The sequence below is a fragment of the Desulfamplus magnetovallimortis genome (assembly GCF_900170035.1).
GTDB classification, from domain to species: domain Bacteria; phylum Desulfobacterota; class Desulfobacteria; order Desulfobacterales; family Desulfobacteraceae; genus Desulfamplus; species Desulfamplus magnetovallimortis.
The window spans coordinates 184251-208864 of the sequence record NZ_LT828545.1 but is presented as its reverse complement, the minus strand read 5'-3'; the positions used below and the strand labels follow the sequence as shown (position 1 = coordinate 208864).

23 protein-coding genes are annotated in these 24614 nt (G+C 40.4%); 12 read left to right on the top strand and 11 right to left on the bottom strand.

The genetic code is table 11. The features are described from left to right. Nucleotides 1-277 precede the first annotated feature (277 nt). The gene (locus MTBBW1_RS12570; RefSeq protein WP_080804122.1) at nucleotides 278-928 is read right to left on the bottom strand and encodes an XTP/dITP diphosphatase; all 651 of its coding nucleotides are present in this window, start codon (nucleotides 926-928) and stop codon (nucleotides 278-280) included. 562 nt (nucleotides 929-1490) lie between these two features. Here MTBBW1_RS12570 and MTBBW1_RS12565 point away from each other — a divergent pair. Then, nucleotides 1491-2105, top strand: coding sequence for a YiaD family glycine zipper/OmpA-like lipoprotein (locus tag MTBBW1_RS12565; protein WP_080804197.1), 615 nt, complete (start codon nucleotides 1491-1493; stop codon nucleotides 2103-2105). Between the two features lie 300 nt (nucleotides 2106-2405). On the opposite strand, the gene MTBBW1_RS12560 is transcribed toward MTBBW1_RS12565, so the two are convergent. Then, on the bottom strand, nucleotides 2406-4091 hold the full coding sequence (locus tag MTBBW1_RS12560; RefSeq protein ID WP_080804121.1) for a pyridoxal-dependent decarboxylase: 1686 nt from the start codon (nucleotides 4089-4091) through the stop codon (nucleotides 2406-2408). Nucleotides 4092-4155: 64 nt separating this feature from the next. Continuing rightward, nucleotides 4156-4329, bottom strand: coding sequence for a hypothetical protein (locus MTBBW1_RS28370; RefSeq protein WP_186441244.1), 174 nt, complete (start codon nucleotides 4327-4329; stop codon nucleotides 4156-4158). A 285-nt stretch (nucleotides 4330-4614) separates the two neighbouring features. Here MTBBW1_RS28370 and MTBBW1_RS12555 point away from each other — a divergent pair, with 285 nt between their 5' ends. Next, complete coding sequence (locus MTBBW1_RS12555) at nucleotides 4615-5187, top strand: DNA-3-methyladenine glycosylase I (RefSeq protein WP_080804120.1); 573 nt, start codon at nucleotides 4615-4617, stop codon at nucleotides 5185-5187. 205 nt (nucleotides 5188-5392) lie between these two features. Here the strand turns inward: MTBBW1_RS12555 and MTBBW1_RS12550 are convergent, their stop codons facing one another. After that, on the bottom strand, nucleotides 5393-7120 hold the full coding sequence (locus MTBBW1_RS12550) for a methyl-accepting chemotaxis protein (protein WP_080804119.1): 1728 nt from the start codon (nucleotides 7118-7120) through the stop codon (nucleotides 5393-5395). 264 nt (nucleotides 7121-7384) lie between these two features. Then, nucleotides 7385-7771, bottom strand: a complete 387-nt coding sequence (locus tag MTBBW1_RS12545) for a response regulator (protein ID WP_080804118.1) — start codon at nucleotides 7769-7771, stop codon at nucleotides 7385-7387. Between the two features lie 294 nt (nucleotides 7772-8065). Here MTBBW1_RS12545 and MTBBW1_RS12540 point away from each other — a divergent pair, with 294 nt between their 5' ends. Then, nucleotides 8066-8386, top strand: coding sequence for an Hpt domain-containing protein (locus tag MTBBW1_RS12540; protein WP_080804117.1), 321 nt, complete (start codon nucleotides 8066-8068; stop codon nucleotides 8384-8386). On the opposite strand, the gene MTBBW1_RS12535 is transcribed toward MTBBW1_RS12540, so the two are convergent. Beyond that, the gene (locus MTBBW1_RS12535; RefSeq protein ID WP_080804116.1) at nucleotides 8361-9224 is read right to left on the bottom strand and encodes a TatD family hydrolase; all 864 of its coding nucleotides are present in this window, start codon (nucleotides 9222-9224) and stop codon (nucleotides 8361-8363) included. The genes MTBBW1_RS12540 and MTBBW1_RS12535 overlap by 26 nt on opposite strands. A 9-nt stretch (nucleotides 9225-9233) precedes the next feature. Further along, complete coding sequence (locus MTBBW1_RS12530; protein ID WP_080804115.1) at nucleotides 9234-10274, bottom strand: NAD(P)H-dependent glycerol-3-phosphate dehydrogenase; 1041 nt, start codon at nucleotides 10272-10274, stop codon at nucleotides 9234-9236. A gap of 98 nt (nucleotides 10275-10372) precedes the next feature. Here MTBBW1_RS12530 and MTBBW1_RS12525 point away from each other — a divergent pair, with 98 nt between their 5' ends. After that, nucleotides 10373-10822, top strand: coding sequence for an SRPBCC family protein (locus MTBBW1_RS12525; RefSeq protein ID WP_080804196.1), 450 nt, complete (start codon nucleotides 10373-10375; stop codon nucleotides 10820-10822). On the opposite strand, the gene MTBBW1_RS12520 is transcribed toward MTBBW1_RS12525, so the two are convergent. Next, nucleotides 10823-11749: a TIGR01777 family oxidoreductase gene (locus MTBBW1_RS12520; RefSeq protein ID WP_080804114.1), complete on the bottom strand. Its 927-nt coding sequence runs from the start codon at nucleotides 11747-11749 to the stop codon at nucleotides 10823-10825. It abuts the gene before it with no gap. 468 nt (nucleotides 11750-12217) lie between these two features. On the opposite strand from MTBBW1_RS12520, the gene MTBBW1_RS12515 reads away from it, so the two are divergent. From MTBBW1_RS12515 to MTBBW1_RS12495, 5 genes are all read left to right on the top strand, one after another. Beyond that, nucleotides 12218-13168: a histone deacetylase family protein gene (locus tag MTBBW1_RS12515; RefSeq protein WP_080804195.1), complete on the top strand. Its 951-nt coding sequence runs from the start codon at nucleotides 12218-12220 to the stop codon at nucleotides 13166-13168. Between the two features lie 230 nt (nucleotides 13169-13398). Next, entirely contained in the window at nucleotides 13399-14073 is a 675-nt protein-coding gene (locus MTBBW1_RS12510; protein WP_080804113.1) for a CBS and ACT domain-containing protein, read from the top strand. 415 nt (nucleotides 14074-14488) lie between these two features. Continuing rightward, on the top strand, nucleotides 14489-14869 hold the full coding sequence (locus MTBBW1_RS12505; RefSeq protein WP_080804112.1) for a response regulator: 381 nt from the start codon (nucleotides 14489-14491) through the stop codon (nucleotides 14867-14869). Next, a complete protein-coding gene (locus MTBBW1_RS12500) occupies nucleotides 14866-15507 on the top strand; it encodes a hypothetical protein (RefSeq protein WP_080804111.1) in 642 nt (213 codons plus the stop codon). Before MTBBW1_RS12505 ends, MTBBW1_RS12500 begins: the two co-directional genes overlap by 4 nt. 5 nt (nucleotides 15508-15512) lie before the next feature. Continuing rightward, nucleotides 15513-16511: a sensor domain-containing diguanylate cyclase gene (locus tag MTBBW1_RS12495; RefSeq protein ID WP_186441243.1), complete on the top strand. Its 999-nt coding sequence runs from the start codon at nucleotides 15513-15515 to the stop codon at nucleotides 16509-16511. Between the two features lie 136 nt (nucleotides 16512-16647). Here the strand turns inward: MTBBW1_RS12495 and gcvA are convergent, their stop codons facing one another. After that, entirely contained in the window at nucleotides 16648-17556 is a 909-nt protein-coding gene (gene gcvA, locus MTBBW1_RS12490) for a transcriptional regulator GcvA (protein WP_080804109.1), read from the bottom strand. Between the two features lie 535 nt (nucleotides 17557-18091). On the opposite strand from gcvA, the gene rocD reads away from it, so the two are divergent. Together rocD and ctlX are read left to right on the top strand one after the other, a co-directional pair. Further along, nucleotides 18092-19294: an ornithine--oxo-acid transaminase gene (gene rocD / locus MTBBW1_RS12485; RefSeq protein WP_080804108.1), complete on the top strand. Its 1203-nt coding sequence runs from the start codon at nucleotides 18092-18094 to the stop codon at nucleotides 19292-19294. An 11-nt stretch (nucleotides 19295-19305) separates the two neighbouring features. After that, nucleotides 19306-20256 (top strand): citrulline utilization hydrolase CtlX, encoded by a 951-nt coding sequence (ctlX, locus tag MTBBW1_RS12480; RefSeq protein ID WP_080804107.1) that lies wholly within the window; start codon nucleotides 19306-19308, stop codon nucleotides 20254-20256. An 83-nt stretch (nucleotides 20257-20339) separates the two neighbouring features. Here the strand turns inward: ctlX and MTBBW1_RS12475 are convergent, their stop codons facing one another. Then, nucleotides 20340-20537 carry a hypothetical protein gene (locus tag MTBBW1_RS12475; protein WP_080804106.1) on the bottom strand — a complete coding sequence of 66 codons (198 nt, stop codon included), beginning with the start codon at nucleotides 20535-20537 and terminating at the stop codon, nucleotides 20340-20342. A gap of 1212 nt (nucleotides 20538-21749) precedes the next feature. On the opposite strand from MTBBW1_RS12475, the gene rlmN reads away from it, so the two are divergent. Then, nucleotides 21750-22817, top strand: a complete 1068-nt coding sequence (gene rlmN, locus MTBBW1_RS12465) for a 23S rRNA (adenine(2503)-C(2))-methyltransferase RlmN (protein WP_245809366.1) — start codon at nucleotides 21750-21752, stop codon at nucleotides 22815-22817. 28 nt (nucleotides 22818-22845) lie between these two features. On the opposite strand, the gene MTBBW1_RS12460 is transcribed toward rlmN, so the two are convergent. Further along, nucleotides 22846-24354 (bottom strand): sigma-54-dependent transcriptional regulator, encoded by a 1509-nt coding sequence (locus MTBBW1_RS12460; protein ID WP_080804099.1) that lies wholly within the window; start codon nucleotides 24352-24354, stop codon nucleotides 22846-22848. Nucleotides 24355-24614: the final 260 nt, after the last annotated feature.

Below are 24614 nucleotides of genomic sequence, written 5' to 3'. Positions count from 1 at the left end.
TTTAAGCGGCTGAAGATTTGCAGCAGAAGCAGAACACCTTGCAAGCTCGACAAGATCTTTTAATGTATCAGATTCAATCCTGACAGACTGATCAAATCGCCTAAAACTCCTGTTACCTTTTACCAAATCAATAAATGCCATATTCAACTTCCCTCCAAAGCAGACAACGCCAGTTTCCAAAAAAGATTGTTCTGATTCTCCTGCCAAAAAACAAAAAGCAAAAGAACAGAGTCATAAATCTAAGCAGGAAAAATATGAAACAAAAAAAGAGTTATGATCAACAAGAGCCCGATTGACAAGCAACAGGTTCAATCCTTGGCATGTTGATATCAAGCCATTCAAGAATCTTGTCAAACTCCTCTACCACCTGCTGAAGAGCTTTACCTCTATGGCTGACAAGGCTTTTTTCCTCCATTGAGACCTCTGCAAAGGTTTTCCCAAAATCAGGATAATAAAACAGAGGGTCATAGCCAAAGCCGTTTTCTCCGCGAGGAGATTCAAGCAGCTCCCCTTCACATCTTCCCTCATAAGTCAGCGCTGCTCCTGTGGGCACTGCAATTGAGATTACGCATTCAAAGGCAGCTCTGCGGTTCTCTATGTCCTGCATATCCTCTATTAGTTTGGCAACATTCATCTGGTCAGTTGCATTCTCCCCTGCAAATCTGGCAGAGTGCACTCCAGGTTTTCCATCCAGAGCATCAACAACAAGCCCTGAATCATCAGCCATTGCAGGATAACCAAGCACCCTGGCAGCAAAGGAAGCTTTTTTATAAGCATTATCATCAAAGGTATCTCCATCCTCTTCAATTTCAGGGATAGGCCCAAAGTCATCAAGATTTTTGATTTCAACGGGGAATCCTTTAAGCATATCCCGCATTTCCCTTGTTTTTCCTTTATTTCTCGTTGCAAGTACAAGTATATTCATCATCACTCCAGGTTATTCATTTTTCCAGATTATTCATCTCCTCTAATCAGATATCTCCTCTAATCAGATATCTCCTCTGATCAGATATCTCCGCAAATCATCCATCACTTTCAGAATTATTATTCAACCGTAAGTGATTAAAAACATTCTTCAGGCCGAAAATATACGCCAGCCATACCGGTTTGTAAAGCTCAGGTTGGGCATTGATCAAGATTGATCATTCACTTTGAAGATTGATAATTCACTTTACGGTTTACTGGGGATGGCTACAGAATATATGATGAAATTTGACTGTCAGGCTGGACTTATGGCAAAAACATCAATATATTTCAACGCCAGACAGTGCTTACTTCACAATTCAAGGTATTAAAAAAAAACATTTCACTTATAAGGAGCAATAACCATGAAACAACATTATCCCCAAAAGAGATACAATCGTATTGATTTTACAAAACAACACAACTCACCTGCACCAGCAAATCATGAAAATAGTATTAACAACACAGGCAGAAGCCAAGAGGCCTATCATGCAGGCAGATACAAAATCATCTTCCTTGCTCTTCTTATGCTTTTTGTGATCTCATGTGCTGGAACCACAAACCAGGAGAGGAAAACCCAGGAAGGAGCAGTTATCGGGGCAGGAGTTGGTGCAATACTTGGACAAGTCATAGGAGGAGACACAGAAGCTACCCTTATTGGTGCAGGAATAGGCGCTGCACTTGGCGGAATTGCAGGAAACCAGATCGGGGCATATATGGACAGACAGGAGGCAGAGCTTAGAAACGCAATAGCCTCTTCACAGGCAGCCTCTCAAGCCGCAAGTGTCACTCGTTCCCAGAACGTGCTTACTGCCACATTCAAATCAAGCATGTTCTTTGACTACAACTCGGACATTCTCAAGCCAGGAGCCTATCCGGAACTTGACAGGGTATCCCGGGTTCTGACAGATTTTCCCCAAACCCGCATCAGAGTTGAAGGTCACACCGATACACAAGGTTCTGCCGAGTATAATCAGCAACTGTCCGAGCAGCGTGCCCAGGCCGTTGCCAATGCCCTTATCCAGAGAGGAGTTGATCCCATGAGAATGGAAATCATAGGGTTTGGAGAATCCCAGCCAATATCATCAAGTGATGCAGATAACAGAAGAGTCAATATAGTTATTATCCCAATTCAGGCATAAAAAACAGCCTTTATATTTGATGCAGGGGCAGCTTCAAAGCTGCCCATAAAAAGCCAAATTCAAAAATGACAGTATGGTCAACTGGGCTTTTTAAAACATATATAGCTTGACAAAAAAATACTCAAAATCGACATCTTATTGCTTTTTCAGAACTTATTGCATTTGTCTGAATCAGGATAACCAGGATGGATAGGATTTCCAGGATAGATAATCCTGTATTCTCCTGTTAATCCTGGGAATCCTGATTCAGACAGTGTTGACAAGGCTTACAAGATCATAGGTGTCGATTTTGAATATATATCATGCTTCTTCATGGGATATTGATTTGTAAATTTTCTCCTGCTCATCCAACACTTCACTGAGCACCCTGATGGTGGTCATGGGATTCATGATAACTGCACGCAGAACAACAACCTCATGATCATTTTCACGGCATGGCGCACAGTTTACCCGTGTCCTTGAGACAAAACTTCTGCCAGCTTCTCTCTGCTTTCTCTGTACCATGATGTTGATATCATCAAGCAAGCCATCCAGTCTCTCAATCTCTTTGCGGTCATAGGCTTTTTCACGAAGTTTTCCTATGTGGGGTGGAACAAGTCGGTATGTAAGAATATTAAGCTCCGGCTCTGTAACAAGCTCAAACATCTGCCGTTTTTTTATCTCATCAGCAAAGGCTCTGGTGGTCTCTATCCCGTGATCAATCATAAGGGCATAACCTTTTGTACCCATGATTTTCAATGCACTGTCAAGTATAAGAGAGTTTGCCTCCCTTGAGCCTTCAAGGGTTTTTATCCCCAGATCAACGCTTCCCTGGCGATTCACATAATTGGAGTAATAGGCAATTCTGTCCATTATTTTAGGATCACGAAAAAAGACCATCCCGCAGGTCATGGGCATAAAAAACTGTTTGTGACCATCAATTGTAACAGAATCTGCCCGTTCAATGCCAGCAAGCTTGCCGGCATAAGCTTCAGAGAGAAGTACAGGACCTCCCCAGGCAGCATCCACATGAAAATGGATAGAATGCTCTCTGCATACATCTGCAATCTCGTACAAAGGATCCACAATTCCGGTCTCGGTAGCCCCTGCCACACCCACCACAGCCATAATGGCAGTTTTGCCCTTCCTTCCGGAAGTCCCCGCACTTTTGCTAAAGGATTTAATCATTTTTGATAACTTTGAGACATCCATCCGGTATTCAGCATTCACATCCACAGGTATAACATGTTTGTTGCCAACACCAAGAATACCCCCTGCTTTTTTCAGTGAAAAGTGACACCTTTTTGATACCAAATATATAGCCTTATCAAAACCATGATGATTCAATGCCCCAGCCATTCCTTCTGTTTCAATTCCCTCAAAGCCATCACATGGAGAAAAAAAATGATTTCTTGCCACCCAAAGTGCAGTAAGATTTGCTGTGGTTCCTCCTGTGGTAAATGAGCCAAGTGATGTATCTGTACTTTGGACATGTTTTTGATAAAAGGATTCATCCAGATCAAAGATCAAGCGATGAATTTTTGCAAGCACCTGTTTTTCAAGTACAGAAAGGACCTTGGATGTTTCAAGTTTTATTACATTCTGGTTCAATGCAGCAACAATGGCCTTGAGATGCACCATAAAAAAGGGAATGGCTGCTGTCATATGACCCACAAAATATGGAGATGCAACATTAACAGCCCTTGGTGCAATGCTGGATATTATATCTGAAATAACATCCGCAAGTTTTTTTTCAGGCTCAGAACTTATAAGGGTCTCCTTATAAGTTTCAGTAAGATTTAAAAGACTTATCTCTTCAGTAACCCCGACATGGCTGTTAAGAAACTCATGTAGTCCAAAAAGAATCTGCTCCATATATTTAAGAAGAGTGGCCTTGCAATCTTCATCTTCCGGACGAATAAAGATACGCTGAAGAGAATCCCAGTCAGCAACAAGTTTTGAGTGTTTTGATATATCAATGGGTTTTAATTGATCAGGAGATTCCATTTATATTCCACCATTGGAGATTTTTTTGATAAAAAAAGTGTACAATAGTTTTGGGGGTTCGATTCTATTTGCTGCCATTTTTGTAGGGGCAGGCGTCAGAACCAAACCCTACTTTTGGATGAGTATGAAGAGTGCCGATGCCTGAATACAATATATACTCAAAGTCAACACTTTTGATCTTTTGAGCTTTGTCAATACTGTCTGAATCAGGATACCCAGGATTAACAGGATAAGGCAAGATTATCTATCCTGAACATCCTATCCATCCTGGTTATCCTGATACAGACAAAGGCAATAAGGCATCCTTAATATCATGCAAAAAGTACTTTACACTTTCCGGAACAGGCTACCAGAAAAACCGGCATTGTGTTTAGGAAAATGTAAACTGGCAAATGAAAGATGCCGGCAATAACTGCTGAAAAAGCAATAAAATGTCGGTTTTGAGTATATTATGAAAATCTAAAAACATAAATGACCAATCAAAAGTAAAACCAAACAAATTGCAACAAGAAGGGCAAAACAAATGAAAAGATGCAAATGGGCTGGCAATGATCAATTTATGGTACAATATCACGATAATGAGTGGGGTGTTCCTGTACATGAAGATAGAGTTCTGTTTGAGTTCCTTATATTGGAGGGTGCACAGGCAGGATTGAGCTGGAGCACAATTCTCAACAAAAGGGAAAATTATAGAAAAGCCCTTGATAATTTTGATCCTGAAAAAATTGCAAAATATTCTCATATCAAGGTTGATGAACTGCTCAACAATACCGGCATTATACGAAACAAAATGAAAATCAGCAGCATTATTAACAACGCACAGAAATTTCTGGAGATACAAAAAGATTTCGGAAGTTTTGATTCATTTATATGGTCATTTACAAATGGCAAACCCATACAGAATAAATGGCAAAACAGTTCTGAGGTACCCTCTCAAAGCAAAGTATCCTGTGAAATGAGCAAAAAGTTGAAAAAAAGAGGCTTCAAGTTTACAGGCCCTGTTATATGTTACTCTTTCATGCAGGCAGTGGGCATGATCAATGATCATACCATCGACTGTTTTCGGCATAAACAAATCATGGACAATGTTATTTGATGGTTTCCTAAAAACCATATACCCATACGCCCCCTCGAAAGTCTGCAAGAGGGGGTATGGGCAATATTCACTGCATTAAACGGGTATGATTGTGTATCAATCACCCCCAACCATAAAAATGATCGTCATTTTCACGGTAAACGGGCATGGCTGCCATCCAGCCACCCCCGAATATGAAAAATTGTATCCATTTCCACGGTAAAAACTATCGGCATTCCAAAGTCCCTGTTTTAAATTTACCGACCATACTTTTCAGTTTTGATGCAAGCTCTGAAAGATCGGTAGCACTGAGATCAAGCTGTCCACATGAATTTGAAAGTTCCGATGCAAATTGATTAACATCTGTAATATCCCGTGCAATCTCCTCTGAAACAGAAGAGCTCTGGGCAACATTCTGGTTGACCTCTTCAATACCCTGGGATGCCTGGGAGATGTTTTCTGCAATCTCGGTGGTTGTTGAAGATTGCTCCTGCATGGCACTTGCAATTGTTGACACAATATCATTAACACGCCCGATTACATTGGATATCTGATCAATCTCGGCAACACTTGCTTCTGTGGTTGTCTGAATATTATTGATCTTCTCCTTTATCTCAAGGGTCGCATCTGCTGTCTGTTTGGCAAGCTCCTTTATTTCGTTGGCAACAACAGCAAAGCCCTTACCTGCCTCTCCTGCCCGGGCAGCCTCAATGGTTGCATTAAGGGCAAGCAGGTTTGTCTGGCCAGAAATATCATTAATAACCTCTGTAACCTTAGTGATGTCACGGGCAGCATCCCCAAGCATATTAACACGGGAAACAGCGTCCGCAGACTTTTTAACAGCTTCTGAGGTTATCTCCCTTGCCTGGTCAGAACTTCCTGCAATTTCGTTTATTGTATTGGTCATCTCTTCTGTTGCTGCTGCAACCATATTAATGTTGGTTGATGCCTGTTCACATGCCGCTGCAACCGATGTCATGTTGGCACTCATCTCTTCTGCTGCTGCTGCAACTGTCTGTGATCTGTCAGACAGGCTTACAACACCTTCTGATATGGAACCTGAAATACGGGAAAGTTCGCTTGAAGAGCTATCAACAACACTGGCATCACTTGTAATGGAACCTATGAGTATCTGAAGTTTTTCAACAAAAATATTGAACCAGGTTGCAAGCTCTCCGATTTCATCATTGTGTTTAACAGCAAGGCGTTTTGTGAGATCTCCCTCACCCTCTGCAATATCCTTGACCATGGCCACTGTCTCTTTAATGGGTCTTGTCACAATAAAATAGAGAGAGCCCATAATAGTCAGAATAAGAGCCACAACTATACATATCGACAGTACAATCTGTGATGTAACTGATTTACTGATATTTTTATCAAACAAATCATGAAACTGCTCAATGGATTCATCTGTAAGTTTCTGACGTTTCTCCAGCTCCTGCTTTATAAGTTCCCTTGTGTAGTAGATATATACAGTGCCGACCTTCTCCTTATCATGCACAGCATCACCCACAACAACAAGACTCTCATCCAGTTCAATATCCTCGGGTATCTTATCTCCAAGGGTTATTTCCGGATTTTTCCAGGATGCTGCAAATGCCCCACCATCTGCATCATGGACTTTTATTGCACTTATACCGTCAATCTTCATATAGTTTTCCAGCAATGTGGAGAGGCCGCTTTGATCAAAATTATACAAAAAATTCTGGGTGACACTTCTGCAGATCTCCATATTTGCCTTAATATTCTTCAGAAGTGCCTGGTCAAGTTTTACATATCCCTCATCAAGAGCCTTTTTCTGGGATTGCTCAAAGTTGGAAATAATTGCTTCAGACATATCATACTGCATGTTAATGGAAATCAGACTACTCACTGTCAAAAGCAAAATAACCGTTACCCCACATGCCACAGAGGTTTTAAGAGAAATGCTTATTTTCCTGTTTTTCTTTTCCATAAAAGGAACTCCTTAAAAATCTATGAAATTAACAAACCTAATTCAGTACTTTTTACCGTGAAAATGACTATCATTTTTATATTTGGGCATGCTTGATACATAATCAATCATGCCCGGTTACCGTGAAAATACCCCTCATCATTTTCATAATCGGGAGTGGCTAATTGCTGTTACCGTAGAAAGTCGGCAATTCCAAAATCGTTATTAATAACTTCAGTGCATTATGATTTAGAAATCCTCAGAATGAGACACTTTACAGGTTCATCAATTTTTCTTCCAACGTTCGATTTTTTCAAAAGCACGCTCAGCAGCATTGAAAACATCAACAAGACGAACCGGTTTTTTGAAATAATCTTCAAATCCAGCACCTTTACATTCAGCCAGCTCAAAGTGGGAAGCATAACCTGTAATTGCATATGCTATTACAAGCGGGTTCCTTTTTATTATTTCTCGACACAACTCAACACCTGTCATACCTGGAAGGTTAAGGTCGATAAACATAACAAGAATGGTATTTTTATCAAGAATATCAAGAGCTTTTTCAGGGGTTTCAGCAGTTAATACACTATATCCTTTAGTCATAAGCGCTGATTTTAACAACAAACATATGGATTCTTCATCATCAACCACGAGTATCTGTTTTTCAACCATAATGTCCCCTTTTTCAAAAATCATTAGCACAAGTCAATAATTACAAATCGTCAGTATTGTTATATAAATTGACAAGTATCAGCCATTTATGTCAAAAAAATATTGCACATTCAACTGGCGATTTCATATATATTATCAATAAAATTTGCAATATTTTTTTTTTATAATATCTGTGAAAAACTTTTATGCATCACTCATTTCCCGCTTTACACTTTTTGGGCAAACAACCCCATTTGCAGGCGGTTCATATAGAGAGTTAATTGTAAATATTTAAAAAAAGAAAAAAGGACCCAAATGAACTTTAAACAGATGGCTTCAGATATTGGTATTGATATTGAAGATTTTATTGAACTTGCTGAAATGCTTGTAGATGTGTCCCTCAATGATCTTAGCAACTTTGAAAAGGGTATCTCGTCAGGAGACCTTCAAGCGTCGGCAATGTCTGCCCACTCAATAAAGGGTGCATCGGCCAATCTGGGATTTATGGAAATTTCAAAGGCTGCTGCTACACTTGAAAAAGCTGCAAAAACAGACTCTATTGAAAACATTGAGCCAGAAGTGTCTCTTATTAAAACTAAGATGTCACAGATCAAACAGGCACTGGAGAACTCCTGAACAGCATCTCACCGTTCAATGACGTTAATGCAGCAAGGGAAGGTATTGACATCCCAAGGATTTCAGAAACAGAAACCGCCACCATTAAAAGGTTGGCAGGCTCATTCCATCCTTCTGAATATAGAGAAGATGGATAAAATCCGGAACAGACAGACTCCTTAAATGTTTTTCTGTGCTCAATGCATGGTAAATACTTCGGCAAAATGGCAGGGCTGTCAGTTTCAATCAGCAGTCGGTCATGGGAAACAGCCTTCAGCGCTTTTATTACCTTTTTATTGTGGGGATTTGTGACAGACCCTGAAAAAGATATATGCAATCCATACTTTTCAAAAAGTCCAACCATATCGGCAGAACCCGAGTAGGAGTGTATTACCCCTCCTGCACGGCCAAGCCCCACATGTTTTAAAATCCTTATAAAAGTATCCCATCCTTTTCTGACATGTATGGAGACAGGCAGTTCATACTCCCTTGCAATATCCAGTTGAGTTGTGAAAACTTTTTCCTGAAAGGCAGGTTCAAGCTCCTTTAAAATAAAATCCAGTCCGATTTCACCAATTCCCGAAATGTAAGGAACAGCTTGAATCAATGTATCAACCCAATCGGAAGATGCCTCATTTATGAACCATGGATGAAGCCCAAGAGATGGAATAACATACTCATATTCCCTTGAAATGGCAATAACTTCCGACCAGTCTCTCTCCTTTGTACCACAACAGACAATGCTGCCGCCCTTTATGTTCTTCCACCTCTCCAGCATATGCTCAAGATCGCCCACTATTTCCGGCTCCTGAAGGTGGCAATGGGCATCAAAAAAGGTAAACTCCCGTGGCTCTTTCATAATCGGGTTTTAAATCTCTTCAAGTTCAATTGTTTCATGTCCAAGTGGTCTTGTCATAAGACGGGCAATGGCATTGGCAGGGGAGCTGTTTTCGTAAAGCGCCCTGTAAACTTCATTTATTATAGGAAGCTCTATATCAAGGGACTTTGCCAGATGATAGACAGAACTTGTATTACGAACGCCTTCTGCAACAGTTACCCTTTTGTCCTGAATCTCAGCCATTGTCATGCCCTGGCCCAACTGTTTTCCCACAGTATAGTTACGACTAAGATCTCCTGTACAGGTGAGAATGAGATCGCCAACCCCTGAAAGCCCTGCAAAAGTATGAGGATTTGCCCCCATCCTGATGCCAAGGCGTCTGATTTCAGCAAGGCCGCGTGTTATCAAAGCAGCACGCGTATTAAGGCCAAGCTGCATCCCGTCAACAAATCCTGCTGCAATGGCAATAACATTTTTTACAGCACCCCCAAGTTCAAGGCCAATGGGGTCATCGCTTACATAGACTCTGAAATAATCTGTTGCAAAAATATGCTGAACCATCTCTGCTGTCATGCGATCCTTTGAGGCGACGCTTATTGCAGTAGGAACCTTTTTTGCAACTTCCCTGGCAAAGCTTGGGCCTGACAAAACCACAATCCTGTCTTTATCAATTGCGGGGATACACTCGGCAATTACCCCATGCATGGTAAGGTATGTTCCATCTTCAATGCCTTTGGATGCAGTTATCATTGTTGTCTTTTCCTGAACATGGGACGCGATCTTTTTACACATATCCCTCATGGTGTGAGACGGCACCACTATAAGCAAAAAAGTATTTTCTGACACCACAGACTTAAGACTATCAGATGGAAAAATATTTTCTGAAAGAGATATGTCCGGAAGAAAAAGCCTGTTTTCCCTCTGCTTAATGATATCTTCAACAACCTCCTTCTCATATGCCCACAGATCCACATGATACCCTTTATCAGCAAGCAGATTAGCAAGGGCAGTGCCCCAGCTTCCCGCACCTATCACACCAATTTTTTTTATATTGTCATTAATATTTTTCATGATATTATTCCATAAATGTCAGCCGTCATTGCCGGACATCTCCTTGTCCGGGTGGCCAAAATTCGGCCATGACTGTTTTTGAGCAAAAAAGGGAAAAAATGATACACCGAATTCAACGTCATATTACAGTTCCATCAAGCATGGAAAAAGTATGGGATTTTATCAGCAACCCTGAAAATCTCAACAAAATCACACCGGAAAATCTACATTTCCAGATACTTACACCTCTTCCACCAAAGATGTACAATGGCCTTCTCATAGAGTACAATGTCACAATACCCATATTTGGAAAAACACAGTGGCTCACGGAAATAAAACACATAAGACCCCACGTGTCATTTGTGGATGAGCAGAGAGCAGGTCCTTATACCCTCTGGTATCATTACCATGAAATCCAGAATTGCAACAGGGGAGTTCTAATAAAGGATGACGTTACCTACAGAGCTCCTTTCGGGATTTTAGGAAATGTAGTTAACGCCCTTTTCATAGAAAAAATGCTCAACCAGATATTTGATTACAGAGAAAAAAAATTCCTTGAGCTTTTATGATTAAACAAGATCTGTTAAAGCCATATCTATATCACTGAACCTGAATTTAAAACCATTATCACTCAAAACCGAAGGGGTTGCCCTCTGACTGCTGAGAAAAGCGTGTCCCATCTCACCCATTATGGCCTTTATCATAAATGCAGGCGCAGGCATTAAACTTGGACGATTGAGCGCATGCCCAAGAGCAGAAGCAAACTCTTTGTGTCGCAATGGATCAGGAGAAACAAAGTTGACTGCGCCTTCAATTTTTTGGGTCTCAATGCAAAACAAAATGGCGCAAAGCAGGTCATCCATGTGAATCCAGGGAAACCAGTGAAGCCCTTTTCCAAGGGGGCCTCCAGCAAAAAACTTAAATGCGGGAAGCATTTTTCCAAGAGCCCCTCCGTTTTTTCCCAAAACAACGCCAAATCGCATCAAAACAACCCTTGCACCTTTTTCAGCTCCCTTTAAAGCCGATTTTTCCCAATCAACACAAACTTTTGCAAGAAAATCATTACCTGGCTCATCTTTCTCGGTAAGGGAAACATCGCCTCTATCCCCATAGTACCCTATGGCAGATGTATTCAAAAGAGTGGCAGAAGATTTATCAGGTAAAGCTGCAACAATATTTTCAGTAGTTTTAACACGGCTGGTGTAAATCTGTTTTTTATAGTTCTCTGTCCAGTATCCAAAAATATTCTTTCCAGTCAGATTAACAATAACATCGGCTCTTGCTACATGTTCTTGCCAATCCCCACTATGCTCAGTATCTGCACTTACCCATCGGAATTTATCTTTTAACGCTGGATGATCATTAAAAAATGTGCCGGAGTTAAGCAAGTGCTGATTTGATCGACCGACTCCTGTTACCTCTTCTCCCTTATTCAACAAAAACCTACACAGCGCCGTACCCACAAAACCAGATGCGCCTGTAATCAAAATATTCATGTTACCTCCATTTTTTCATTAGAAAACCTCCGTAACATACTGATATACAACGGCTTTCATATTTCGTTGTGATGCGTCAGCAAACATGGGGGGCTTATTAAAAAGCCTCCACAAGTAGCTGTTTTTTAAAAGGCTTTCATTCCTTAGTTTGGTGCGGCCACCAACTATGAACTTTTATAGATTAATTAACATTGACAGCTTAACAGAATGGCAATAGTATGTCATTATAATTTCATCAGCCTTCCACAAACAAAACTATTAAATTGTTCAAAATACGGCATACTTCATATTCCCACAAAAGTACTTTACACTTTTTTGGGGGAAACACCCTGAAAACGAAGTTTAGTTTCAGAAAGTGTAAAGTGATTATGAAGCATGCCCAAAATACCGAGAAAACCTCACACTTGCAGATTTAACAGCCAAAAAAGCCAGAAAATTCTTCTGGACAAACCCGGATGGGAGTATCTTATGAAAAAAACCGGTTATTTACATGACACACGATACATGCTGCATGATGCAGGCCCCTACCACCCTGAAATGTCAGAACGCCTTTCCGCCATCTACCAGGGCATAAAAGATGGCGATCTGCTTAAGCATCTAACCCTTATACCTGCATCAAAAGCAGACATAAAGTGGATACAGGCTGTTCACCATGATTCTTACATAAGACGCTTTGAAGAGATATGCCTCTCAGGTCATACAACCTTTGATGATCCTGATAATGGAATCTGTACCGAGACTTATGAGACTGCATTTCTTGCGGTCGGAGGCATACTGGACACCATTGACAAAATCATGGTGGGTGACCTTGATAACGCATTCTGCGCTGTCAGGCCTCCAGGACACCACGCAGAAACAGACAAAGCCATGGGATTCTGCTACTTTAATAATGTTGCCATTGCTGCACGATACCTTCAGCAGCGCTGGAATATAAAAAAAGTAGCCATCATAGACTTTGATGTTCACCATGGAAACGGAACACAACATATATTTGAGAACGATCCCACAGTCTTTTACTACTCCATCCATCAACACCCGTCATTTGCATACCCTGGTACCGGAAGGGAATTTGAAACAGGAAAAGATCAGGGAAAAGGCTTTACCAAAAATTCACTTGTGTTGCCAGGCCAGGGAGACAATGAGTATCAGATGCTTATACAGGCTGATATGATTCCGGCTGTAAAACAATTTGAACCAGAATTTTTACTCATCTCAACAGGCTTTGATGCCCACGTAGAAGATGAAATGTCCGACACGCGTTTGAGTACCGGCTGTTTTTCGTGGATCATGGAGACTATAATGAAACTTGCCGATCAACATACACAAGGAAAGGTTGTCTCTGTCCTTGAAGGCGGATACTTCATCCCCAGACTGCCTGAACTTGCAAAAAACCATGTCAAGATTTTGCTGAACATCTAAATCGTCATGCCCCAAATTCAATGGCCACCCCATATCATGAAAATAATGACGGGAATTTCGGCATCCTTATTAATAGCCGCCAAAGTAGTTTACACTTTTTTGAGGATGCTCCCGAAAATCGGGAATCCTTTTCCAAGAAGTGTAAAGTGGGAAATGAAGGATGCCGGAATTTCCACTACAAAATAAAAACAAATAGCCACCACGCCCGAATTACCAAAACGGAGGGAAAAATGTTTGTTAATAATTCCATGAGTAAGACCATAATTACCATAGACAAAAATGCTTCTATATTTGAAGCCCATGAAAAGATGGTCGCCAACAAAATCCGCCATCTTCCTGTCACAGACACCAATAACAGATTAACAGGCATTGTAACTGACAGAGACATAAGAAGTGCCATGCCATATACCCTTCTTAAACAACAGAATAATCAAGAAGAAAAGGACAAACTTGCAGCTATCAAAGTTGATGAGATAATGACCAAAAATCCCATCACAATCTCCCCCATGGACACAATCCAGGACGCACTGCTCATGATACAAAAAGAAAAGGTCGGAGCTTTTCCAGTGGTTGACAATGAAGGTAACCTGAAAGGAATTCTTTCTGTAAGGGATCTTTTAAGGGCATTCATAAATGTTCTTGGAATAAAGGAACCAGGGACTCTTGTGGGGATACTTGTTGAGGATAAAGTCGGCCAGATGAAAAAGATTGTTGATGCAATTACAGAAGAGAATATCTCCATAGGCAGCATACTTGTTGCAAGACATTGGGAGCCCAATCAAAGGGCTGTTTTTGCCTATCTTCTCACAAATACTGTAATGAGAGTTAAAAAGAAATTCAAGGAACTGGGATTCACACTTCTGGATCCCATGGAGTGGTATTTAGATCAACTTCCGTCCAAATAACTGCAAATAATAAAACAAATCGGTATCTTTCATTGGTCGGTTTACACTTTTTTTGAACCATGATTTTCATGATTAAGGGATTACCTTGATTTTTAGGCATCCTTCATATCATACAGAAAGTACTTTACACTTTCCGGAACAGTATCCCCGAAAAACGGGCATTCTGTTCGGGAAAGTGTAAACTGGGAAATGAAGGATGCCGATTTTTAATCGTGTTAATCCTTAAATCCTTTAATCATGGTTCAGAATTTTTCGAAAAGTGTAAACTTATTTTGAGTTGATATGAAGGATGTCCAAATGTTGTGTCAAAAAAATTTCCATAGTGTTTTCATATCCCAATTCCACTTGACATAAATTAATCAAAAATGATAGTTTCCATTTTAAATTTTATAGGATTTTCAAGGGGATTTGATACATGAGTTTATCCATTTTGCTGGTAGATGATTCAAAAATTGTACGAAAAGTGATTGCTAAAGAGCTGCCAATAATTTTCAGAGACCAGGAACTTAAATTAACTGAAGCAACAAATGGTGAAGAAGCACTGACATATTTATTTGCCAACAATTATGATCTGGTATTTCTTGATTTAACCATGCCTGTAAAAACTGGTTACGAAGTTCTTGAAGCTTTGAAAGAAAAAGGAGTAAGAGCCAATATTATTGTTCTGACAGCAGATATCCAGCCTGATGCCGAAAAAATTGTCAGGGAACTTGGTGCAATTGGCTACATTAAAAAAGAGCGTCCGTTTAATACAAACCCACTGATGAAAATATTACAGGACACTGGTATGTTATGATGCATATTCACTTTACGGAAGATCAATATGAAATGCTAAAAGAGGTGGTGAATCTTGCAATGGGTCAGGCAGGAAAAGATCTTGCCACCATCCTTAAGTCCTTTGTAGATCTCTCGGTACCTGAAATACAGGTTATTGAAGCTGAAAACGTAGCAAATAAAGTCCTACAGGAAAGTGTATTCTCGGAAACTGAAAAGGTTAATCTCTTCAGACAGGCTTTTCATAACTCCTCATTATTTCAGGGAGAATCAATTGTTATCTTCAACAATGAAACACGCCAGCGTTTTTCAGAGATACTTGGTCTTTCCGGTAATATGGATGCTGTTGAAGAGATTGACTTCATGCTTGAACTTACAAATCTTATGGTGGGAGCATGTCTGAACAGTATCTCAGAGCAGCTTTTCAACCAGGGTATGATATTTTCATCTCCGGAGCTTCTGTCCGAGAACAAAGAGCTCAGGAGTGTAGCCTATGATATCTTCAAAAGAAGAAACCTTAAATGGGATTATACACTTCTTTCCAAAATCACATTTAACCTGAAAGATAAATCGTTTAAAAGCGATCTTCTGATATTTATCTCAGAGGCCGCTATCAATGCCGTCAACAAATCCCTTGACAAACTGCTGGCAGAACTATGAAAACCATGTCGATTGAGAATATTGAAACCCTTAATGATATAATTGATAACATCAATATTGGCGTAACAGTACTTGATGAGCATAACCATGTGGTTTTCTGGAACCAGTTCATGGCAAAGCACAGCGGTATAAATGCTGCTGATCTTATAGGCAAGAATCTTTTTGATGTTTTCACCTATCTTCCCAAGCCGTGGATGGAACTTAAGCTTAAAAGTGTAAGACTGATTAAAAACTACTCTTTTGTTTCATGGACACAAAAGCCCTTTCTTTTCCGTTTCGGTCACAGCAGCATGATGAAAGGAGAAAGCATTGAGTTCATGCACCAAGATTGCACCTTTATTCCAATCAAAAACATCTCAACAGGAGAGACCTATGTCTGCATAACAATTCACGACATGACTGATGTTGTGATATCCCAGATGAAACTTACTGAGATAAACGATATCAACAAAACTCTTGAGCAGATGACCAACCATGATAATCTCACATCCCTTTACAATAGGCTCTATGTTGAAAAACAGATTGATTTTGAATTCAATAAAGCCAAGCGCTACGGCAATGTCTTTTCCGTTATTTTCTTTGATATAGATAAATTCAAAATAATAAATGATACACATGGTCATCTTGCAGGGGACCAGGTATTAATAAATGTTGCTGACACTATAAAAAGGCAACTGAGGACATCGGATATCATTGGAAGATATGGTGGAGAAGAGTTTTTTATTCTTCTGCCGGAAACAAACCTGGAAAGTGCGTCAACGCTCTCTCAGCGCCTACGAATGGCAATTGAAAAGATGAGCACAAACTACCAGGGATTTGACATAAAAATAACTATAAGCCTTGGTGTTGTTCAGTTCAGGCCGGATATTAAGAATTATCTTCAAATGATTCACGAGGCAGATATTGCCTTATACCATTCCAAACAAAACGGTCGCAATGCAGTAACAAGATACAAAATTACAGGTTGTGAACTTATGAACTGCCCCATCCCCAAACCTGAATGATTGTACCATCATTTTATAATCCCACTAAAAGACAGGGCATCCTTCATATCGTCCCAAATACACTTTTCGGAGAGAACCCCCCACAAAATGGGGATTGTGTTCCAGGAATTGTAAACTTGCCAATGAAAGAGACAGCCTAAACCTCACTTAACATCCACCCCCTGAATGCCTCCACAACTTTCGATTTACTGTTGATATCTGGCCAGGTAACATAATATTCTCCTGTCTTTACAACCAGATCCTTAAAAGGCATAACAAGCCGTCCTGATTCAAGATCTTCTTTTATCAAAACAAGATTGCCAAGTGCAATACCAAGACCAGAAGCTGCTGCCTGCAAGGCTGCGTCATCAACTTCAAAAATCTGTCCTCTTTCAGACAAAAGATCTGTTACACCAACAGCTTTGGCCCATGCCCGCCACTCCCTCTGTTCGTGGTTGTTATGAAGCAGAAGATAATTTACAAGATCATCCGGAGACTTAAGTTTTTTACCCCCTTTTTCTTTAATAAGTTCAGGAGAGCATACAGGGGTCAGGTATTCATCAACAATTTTTTCATACCCGAGTACTTTTCTCTTTTCCTCATTGTATATAAGACCCGTATAAATGATTCCCACATCAAAATTTTCCCTTGTGAAATCTACATTGATAGATGAAGTTGTAAGTCTTACCTGTATTTCCGGGTATTTGTTCTGAAATCTGTGAAGTCTTGGTATCAACCAGCGAATTGCAAAGGTTGGATGTACCTTTATCTTCAGGTCTGTGGGCTGATTTTTAAGCCTGTCAAGAGATGCTGCGATAAGATCAAACGCATCTATCAATGGATTGGTCAACATTTGCCCCTGATCGGTCAGTATCAATTGACGATGAAGCCGATGAAAAAGAGTCACTCCCAGTGTCTCCTCAAGCTGTTTTACCTGACGACTGACTGCCCCTTGCGTTACGCACAGCTCTTCTGCTGCCCTGGTAAAGCTCAGATGTCTTGCTGATGCTTCAAATGCACGAAGGGCATTAAGTGATGGAAGATTTCTGAAAATACTTTTCTGCATGAGTTTTCCTCAACAAAATATGATTTAATTTCGTTTGACTGAGTAATGTCATCATGGTTTAAACTCAAAATCGACATTTTATTGCTTTTTTCGAAGTTATTGCAGTTGTCTGAACCAGGATACCCGGGATGGATAGGATACTCAGGATAGATAATCCTGCCTTATCCTGTTAATCTTGGGAATCCTGATTCAGACAGAGTTGACAAGGCTTACAAGATCATAGGTGGCGATTTTGAGTTTAAATCTATAATTATTAATGGAGACCATCACTTCTTCCCGTTTATTATCTGGAATCCTTCATATCATTGTCAAATAGATTTGCTTTTTTGACATTTTTTATTTGCTATTTTACACTCTCTCAAAAGAAGCGACATTAAATTAGCGCCTTTAGTTAAGATTCCTTAAATAAACATTCCTTTTATGAAGAGATCAAAAGCGGGAAATGCAGCATACCCATTATTTTAAATGAAAACAGCACAAAACAATACTTTTTTTTGAGTTTTAGGAAAACCTTTTCACAAGGAGAATCCATTTCATGAAAACAAACGAATACATAGACATTGAAAACCGACTTGGAGCACACAACTACAAACCCCTTGATGTTATACTCAATCGAGGAGAAGGCATATGGGTTTGGGATGTAGAAGGTAACCGTTATCTGGACTGTCTTTCTGCCTACTCGGCTGTCAACCAGGGTCATTGTCATCCTAAAATCAGAGAAGCCATGATGGAGCAGTCCCAGCGTATGACTCTGACATCAAGGGCATTCAGAAATGATCAGTTGCCGCTTCTTTACCAGGAGTTATGCGCTCTTACCCGCTCCCACAAGGTTTTACCAATGAATTCCGGTGCAGAAGCTGTTGAAACTGCAATAAAATGCGTCAGAAAATGGGGCTACGAAACCAAAGGAGTTCCTGAAAACAAGGCTGAAATAATTGTATGCAAGAATAATTTTCATGGGCGCACACTTGCCATTATCGGCTTCAGTACCGACGACAATGCACGCAAAAACTTCGGGCCATTTGCCCCTGGGTTTAAAGCCATTCCATTTGGCGATGCTGATGCGCTTGAGGCTGCAATCACTCCCAACACAGTTGCCTTTATGGTGGAACCAATACAGGGAGAGGCAGGAGTTATAATTCCTCCGGCCGGTTACCTCAAAAAAGCAAGGGAGATATGCACACGTAATAATGTAGTACTGGTGCTTGACGAAATCCAGACCGGCCTTGGCAGAACCGGCAAGCTTCTCGCTGAGGAACATGACGGCATCGAGGCTGACCTTACTCTTATCGGTAAGGCTTTATCAGGTGGATTCTATCCGGTATCAGCGGTTCTTTCCAACGAAGCTGTACTTGGGCTTCTTCAGCCTGGCCAGCATGGAAGTACCTTTGGAGGAAATCCACTGGCATGTGCTGTTGCACGCCAGGCACTTAAAGTTCTCATTGAAGAAAAAATGGTTGAAAATTCAGCCAATATGGGCGCCTATTTTCTTGGAGAACTCAAAAAGATAGAGCATCCTGCCATCAAAGAGATAAGAGGACGTGGCCTTATGATTGCCATAGAGCTTTTTGAAGGCACAGAAGGCGGTGCAAGATCTGTCTGCGAAAAGCTCATGAAAATGGGCATTCTCTGCAAGGAGACCCATACATATACAATAAGATTTGCCCCTCCCCTTGTTATCAAAAAAGAGGATATTGACTGGGCACTGGATAAAATCAAAAAAGCTTTTTCTGAATAAGGAGAAAGATCATGCTGGATGTTCCCCGAACAACAGACACTGTACTTATGGTCAGACCCTACGATTTCGGTTTCAATGAAGAGACAGGAATAGACAATGAGTTTCAGCAGCCGCCCCTTGAATCTGAAATTGAGATAAACAAAAAGGCCAATATAGAGTTTGATAACATGGTCAATTGCCTGAGAGCCGAGGGGGTTACGGTTCTCATCCTTGAAAAACCGGAAAAGGCATATATCAAAACACCGGATGCAATCTTTCCGAACAACTGGTTCTCCACGGAACACGATGGCACAATGCTCACATATCCAATGGCGGCTGTCAACCGCCGCCAGGAGAGAAGACCCCTTGATGTTGAAAAGTTGCTCAATAAAAATGGTTACAAAGTCCGAAACGTAATCAATGTAGGCTGCATTGATGAAAACGAACGTTTTCTGGAGGGAACAGGCAGCATGGTCATTGATCATTCAGGAGAGATTGTCTATGCTGCACGCTCCAAACGGTGCCATGAAGATCAGTTTGATAATTTTATACGCCTGAGATTCTATGAAGAAGGCATCCTTTTTAACACCAAAAGCTCAAAAGGCACACCCATATATCACACAAATGTCATGATGAGTATAGGAGAAAAATTTTCAGTGGTCTGTCTTGACTGTATCTATGATCCAGTTGAGCAAAAGCGTGTCAGAAGCTCACTTGAACGTTTTTTTGATGTAATTCCCATCTCCATGGAACAGATGGAAAAATATTTTTGCGGCAATATCCTTCAGGTAAATTCTGTAAAAGGTGATCCTCTGATTGTAATGTCAAAAAGAGCATTTTCCGGTTTTTCAGAGGAGCAACTCACAAAACTTCGTCAATATGGCAAGATTATTCCTGTTGATCTTACAACAATAGAATCTGTAGGAGGTGGCAGTGCCCGCTGCATGATGGCCGAAATATTTTCAGAAAAGACAAAATTGTGATAACTTCCTTTCAAAAAAGTTTACATTTTTCGGAAAATTTTTAACCATGATTTAGGCATCCTTCATATCCCTACAAAAGGATTTTACTCTTTTTGGGGAAAGATCCAGAAAAACCGAAGATTTGCTTCAAAAATAGTAAAGTGGCCATGAAACATGCCATGATTTAAGGATAAAACCATCATGGCATTAGGGACAAGGCATGCCTTGTCTCTAATGCTTCGCCAGACCCGATTATGAAAATGATGAGGGGTATTTTCAAGGGAAACGACCATGGCTGCCATCCAGCCACCCCCGAATATGAAAAATTATAACCACTTCCACGGTAAAGGATTAACATGATGAAAAAATCAAAATAATCCTTAAATCATGAAAATCATGGTTCAAAAAAAAGTGTAACCCGATAGATGAAACAAGCCAAATTGCCCTTTCCATAACTGTTTTTCAACATCAATGCAATTTTTTTGCCAATATCCTTGACATATCATCAATATTGCTTATAGTATATATAAAATTCATTTGAGGTAAAGCTGAAGCAAACCCATTCAATCCATGGCTCCAATTTCTTATTTCATGGAATTCCAGAATGTTTTCAGTGACAAGTAATTTTTTCTACCTCATTACCCGAATTATATTTTTTGATATCCCCTTAACGGGGGTTCATACTCATCTAAAGATATCTGTTGAGATGTTTTTGCAAACGTTTTATACCGATTTCCCTGAATATGTGCCTTTTGTCTATGTCTCATTCCGGACTACGGCAATTTTATGCTGTTTCATGTTCAGTAAACGGTGTTTATAAAAAAACAGCCAGGTTCTTTACAGATGAGAAACAATCAACATGAATGAATTATCATTAACAAAAAAGGAGTATCATTACAGAAAGACGACTACTCAAACAGAATAATTCATCAATCAACAAGGAGGACTTGTAATGGAAAATGTATGTAAGGACTGTGGTATATTTATGCTGAATCATCAGGAAGTTTGCCCATGCTGTGGTTGGGTGAGAGATTCAAGGCAACATGAATCAGAAAACTATGCCAGGACTGCTCAAATGAATGCACTGATAGAGTCATTGACGGATAATGTTCTTCCGGATCATTTTTCAGGGTATTGACGACCATACCTGTCTTGCCGTAAACATTGAGGGATCGAAACTGTTTTTGTATTCCTTAAAATATAACATTCCAGACAATTAAATTGGCAAAAATATTGTATGGGGCATCTTTTTGTTTGCCCTTAAATATTGAGACGCTAAAATCTTGTTCTGGAAATCTATAGATGAAGCTGTAAAAAGTTTTGAATTCTATAGTTTTTTTAAGCTGTAACCCATTGAAGTTATTAATGTAAATCTGTGGATTACTGACTTTTTACGAGAGCATCAAAATAAAACTCCTTAATATGAATGAAATTCGGGCATGCTCAATTTCCCACTTTATAATTGAATGAACCTTCTTGATAAAACACTTGATTCCCTTACGCAGCATTTTCAATTGCACTACAAAAAAGGCAAGTATCATGCAAGGGCACTCATCAGGGAAATTATTAAAAATGGCAACAGAAACCCTGAAACCATTCCAGAACTTGTGGCATCGCCTGAATTTCTCCGCCAGCTATCATCATCTGGAGAACTTGACTCATTTCTGCCTCTGCCTGATATTGTTGAAATATGCACGGAAAACTTAGACAATGAAATCTGTGCAGAGAACAATCAAATCAATAACAGCCATCAAGACAGAACAATCAAATTTGTCTCTCGACTCCAGGATGGTCAACACATTGAATCTGTCATAATTCCCATGAAGCAGTACAATACCCTGTGTGTCTCAACCCAGGTAGGTTGCCGCATGGGCTGTCTTTTTTGTGCCACAGGCGCATCTGGTTTCCAAAGAGATCTGACAACATCAGAAATCACCTCACAGCTTTTCAATGCACGCTTTATCCTTAAAAAATCAATCAAAAATATTGTATTCATGGGTATGGGCGAGCCACTTGACAACCTGGATCATCTTATACAATCCATTGCAGTACTCAACGAACCCCACGGATTTGACATTGCCCATCGCCATATGACAATTTCAACATGCGGTCTTGTTCCACGTATATATGAGCTTGCTGCATCACTCATAAAGCCTTGCCTGACAAGGCCAAATCTTGCTGTTTCCATAAACTCGGCTGACCAGGAAATCCGATCATCCCTCATGCCCATAAACCGGAAATACCCGCTGGCTCAGCTTAGAAAGGCACTTCTTGAGTGGCCTGTTACCGACAGACAGCTCATCCTCATTGAATATATCCTCTTTAAAAACCTGAATGATTCACAGGAAGATGCGCGAAAACTTGCCGATTACCTTGCAGGGCTTAAGGTACGTGTAAACCTGATAGGTTACAACTATGCTAACAATCGCAACAGGTCAATCTCTCTTCAGCCGGTTGAAGACAGCGATATACATAAGTTTGCCTCATATCTTGAAAAATACGGAATTTTTGTTGTAAAAAGGTGGGGAAAAGGAGCAAACTTCAAGGCAGGATGCGGCCAACTCTCTGCAAAAAAAGAGTAAAAACGGCAAATTAAGCATCCCCTTAATATTAACGAAACCTGTCTGCATCAATATCAAACCGCTTCATGATCTGCTGAAGGGCCTGCCGCTCCAAATGGCACTTTCTTGCTGCCTGGCTTACATTGCCACCGGTACGGGACAGCATCTCTCCCACATAGCAATGATTAAATTCCCTCAGCATTTTCTCCTTGGCATCCTTGTATGGCATCATAAACAGTGATTCATTGGCAGATATTGCTTTTTCCATAGCCTTTTCTGTATCTTTTTCTTTATCTGCTTGAGTAACTGTCTCCTGCGATTCTGTACTCTCGCCAATAGATGCGAAGTCAGGATTATCCATCAAAGTTCTGCCCATCTGCCACTTCCCATTCCCTTGCCCCAGATTTATATCCCGAGGCATTATACTCTCTGAGTCGCAATGCAGGATACCCTGTATCAAAACATTTTCAAGCTCTCGAACATTTCCAGGCCAGTTATACTGCATAAGCATCTCCATAAGAGACGGAGAGAGCGTCAATGCTTCTCTGTTGAGATTTTTGCAGTGCCGGATTATCAGATGGGAGGCAATGGCAGGAATATCGGTAATTCGATCCCGAAGTGGCGGCAACTCGATGGTAAACACATTAAGACGGTAGAAGAAATCCTCGCGGAACTCGCCATTGGCGATTTTTTTCATAAGATCACGATTGGTGGATGCAACAATCCGGACATCCACCTGTATTGTACGGTTATCACCAAGGGGTTTTACCTCTTTTTCCTGGAGTACCCTTAAAAGCTTTGTCTGAATGGACGGCCCAATATCTCCGATCTCATCCAGAAAAATGGTACCTCCGTCAGCTTCCTGAAAAAGCCCTTTTTTGTCCATAACAGCATTGGTAAAGGCACCCTTTTTATACCCGAACAATTCACTTTCAAGAATATTTTCCGGAACTGTGGGACAATTAACAGGAATGAAACTTCTGCTGCTTCTTGGACTTAATGCATGGAGAGACTGGGCTGTCAAATCCTTTCCGGTTCCAGACTCTCCTGTAATCAATACAGTGACATCGCTTTGAGCCACCATGGTAATCCTGTCATAGACCCGCTGCATTGCAGGACTTGTGCCTATAAGTTTCCCGAAAGTAGCAGAATTCTCCCGATTAAGTGCCCTGTTTTCCTTTAAGAGGCGATTTCGCTCCAGTGCTTTTTTTACCCTAAACAGAATCTCCTCCTGTTCAAAGGGTTTGGATACAAAATCATATGCTCCGTTCTTTATTGCTTCGATTGCCACTTCTATGCTGCCAAATGCCGTGATCATCATTACTGTAAGATCAGGATAATTTCGTACAGCATATTCCAGCACCTTAAAGCCGTCCATGCCGGGCATACGGATATCGCAAAGCATAAGATCAACAGACTCCTGCTCCAGCACAGAAAGTGCAGACTCTCCTGAAAAGGCCATGGTAACCCTGCATTCAACTTCCATCTCAAGGGTTCTTTTCAAAAGGCGGGTCATATCTTGTTCATCATCTACGACAAGGATATGGGGTATAATCATATCAACTTTCCTTCAATATATCAGACAGAATAAATGAGCCCGTTGATTTAGTCGATTTTTGAAAAAATCACCACAATATGATGTGTTTCTTGATTACTTCAAAATCATTATATTGTGGCAAAATCCAATATATAAATACTTAGGAATGGGGTTTAAATAACTTGCCTATTTAAACCTGAGAACCCGGGCATCCCACCCGCTTCATTAATCAAAATGGGAAAGTTATTTCGTGCTCATTCCTTAATCAACAGAGTCATAAA

Excerpts from the sequence above, each read along its gene's own strand:
- MTBBW1_RS12570 (WP_080804122.1), bottom strand. The coding sequence starts at position 928 with ATGATGAATATACTTGTACTTGCAACGAGAAATAAAGGAAAAACAAGG.
- MTBBW1_RS12550 (WP_080804119.1), bottom strand. The coding sequence starts at position 7,120 with ATGGAAAAGAAAAACAGGAAAATAAGCATTTCTCTTAAAACCTCTGTG.
- MTBBW1_RS12565 (WP_080804197.1), top strand. The coding sequence starts at position 1,491 with ATGCTTTTTGTGATCTCATGTGCTGGAACCACAAACCAGGAGAGGAAA.
- MTBBW1_RS12545 (WP_080804118.1), bottom strand. The coding sequence starts at position 7,771 with ATGGTTGAAAAACAGATACTCGTGGTTGATGATGAAGAATCCATATGT.
- MTBBW1_RS12560 (WP_080804121.1), bottom strand. The coding sequence starts at position 4,091 with ATGGAATCTCCTGATCAATTAAAACCCATTGATATATCAAAACACTCA.
- MTBBW1_RS12515 (WP_080804195.1), top strand. The coding sequence starts at position 12,218 with ATGAAAAAAACCGGTTATTTACATGACACACGATACATGCTGCATGAT.
- MTBBW1_RS12475 (WP_080804106.1), bottom strand. The coding sequence starts at position 20,537 with ATGGCAGCCATGGTCGTTTCCCTTGAAAATACCCCTCATCATTTTCAT.
- MTBBW1_RS12520 (WP_080804114.1), bottom strand. The coding sequence starts at position 11,749 with ATGAATATTTTGATTACAGGCGCATCTGGTTTTGTGGGTACGGCGCTG.
- MTBBW1_RS12460 (WP_080804099.1), bottom strand. The coding sequence starts at position 24,354 with ATGATTATACCCCATATCCTTGTCGTAGATGATGAACAAGATATGACC.
- MTBBW1_RS12505 (WP_080804112.1), top strand. The coding sequence starts at position 14,489 with ATGAGTTTATCCATTTTGCTGGTAGATGATTCAAAAATTGTACGAAAA.
- MTBBW1_RS12510 (WP_080804113.1), top strand. The coding sequence starts at position 13,399 with ATGTTTGTTAATAATTCCATGAGTAAGACCATAATTACCATAGACAAA.
- MTBBW1_RS12535 (WP_080804116.1), bottom strand. The coding sequence starts at position 9,224 with ATGAAAGAGCCACGGGAGTTTACCTTTTTTGATGCCCATTGCCACCTT.
- gcvA (WP_080804109.1), bottom strand. The coding sequence starts at position 17,556 with ATGCAGAAAAGTATTTTCAGAAATCTTCCATCACTTAATGCCCTTCGT.
- MTBBW1_RS12495 (WP_186441243.1), top strand. The coding sequence starts at position 15,513 with ATGTCGATTGAGAATATTGAAACCCTTAATGATATAATTGATAACATC.
- MTBBW1_RS12555 (WP_080804120.1), top strand. The coding sequence starts at position 4,615 with ATGAAAAGATGCAAATGGGCTGGCAATGATCAATTTATGGTACAATAT.
- rocD (WP_080804108.1), top strand. The coding sequence starts at position 18,092 with ATGAAAACAAACGAATACATAGACATTGAAAACCGACTTGGAGCACAC.
- MTBBW1_RS12530 (WP_080804115.1), bottom strand. The coding sequence starts at position 10,274 with ATGAAAAATATTAATGACAATATAAAAAAAATTGGTGTGATAGGTGCG.
- ctlX (WP_080804107.1), top strand. The coding sequence starts at position 19,306 with ATGCTGGATGTTCCCCGAACAACAGACACTGTACTTATGGTCAGACCC.
- MTBBW1_RS12525 (WP_080804196.1), top strand. The coding sequence starts at position 10,373 with ATGATACACCGAATTCAACGTCATATTACAGTTCCATCAAGCATGGAA.
- MTBBW1_RS12540 (WP_080804117.1), top strand. The coding sequence starts at position 8,066 with ATGAACTTTAAACAGATGGCTTCAGATATTGGTATTGATATTGAAGAT.
- MTBBW1_RS12500 (WP_080804111.1), top strand. The coding sequence starts at position 14,866 with ATGATGCATATTCACTTTACGGAAGATCAATATGAAATGCTAAAAGAG.